This window comes from Grimontia celer, assembly GCF_900055185.1.
Taxonomy (GTDB): domain Bacteria; phylum Pseudomonadota; class Gammaproteobacteria; order Enterobacterales; family Vibrionaceae; genus Enterovibrio; species Enterovibrio celer.
This window is the reverse complement of sequence record NZ_FIZX01000051.1, coordinates 1-561: the sequence shown is the minus strand read 5'-3', so window position 1 is coordinate 561 and position 561 is coordinate 1. Positions and strand designations below refer to the sequence as shown.

The window sequence follows — 561 nt, the reverse complement described above, 5'->3', positions numbered from 1 at the left end:
CAACAAAGTCTTGAGAGATGGAATCATCAAGCGTGCTAAGAGCTCGATTCAAACGCATGAACTCGCGACCAGTTGCTTGTGTTGTCTTCCTTTGAGAGCTTTTTACTTGGTCGATTACTTCCTTTTTTGCATCTGCGAGGTTGTAATCAACATCTTCCACTTTTATGGTCAAATCTTGAATGAGTTCAGTGTTCATTTGTTCGGAAGCTGCTTTAGCTAAAAAGAGATCTTGCCTTTGATTTAATCCGGTATCGATGGAGTCGATAGCCTTGATAATCTTGTTGGTTTCTAGCTGTTGTTTCGCTGCTATAGAGGCCGGAATACCATCGATAGCACCAATGATTTTATTGTCTACAAGGTCAGTCAACAGGTCATCAGAGCGTTTAGCTTTATCAACTAGACTGGCCTCAGTTTTGGTCACCTTATCAACCATTTGAGATAACGCACTTCTAATACTGTAGTTAACGTTCTCAACATCAGATTTTGATGCGCTTTTTGAAACCAAATCTTTAACGACTTTGGTTAGCTCTCTGTTCGTAACCGAAACTTTCTCGGAAGCTT

The 561-nt window shown here is 40.5% G+C and carries 1 protein-coding gene; it reads right to left on the bottom strand.

The window, feature by feature from the left end; genetic code table 11:
• Positions 1–561: hypothetical protein (locus tag GCE9029_RS26630; protein ID WP_197475433.1), on the bottom strand; the 561-nt coding region annotated here is incomplete at both ends.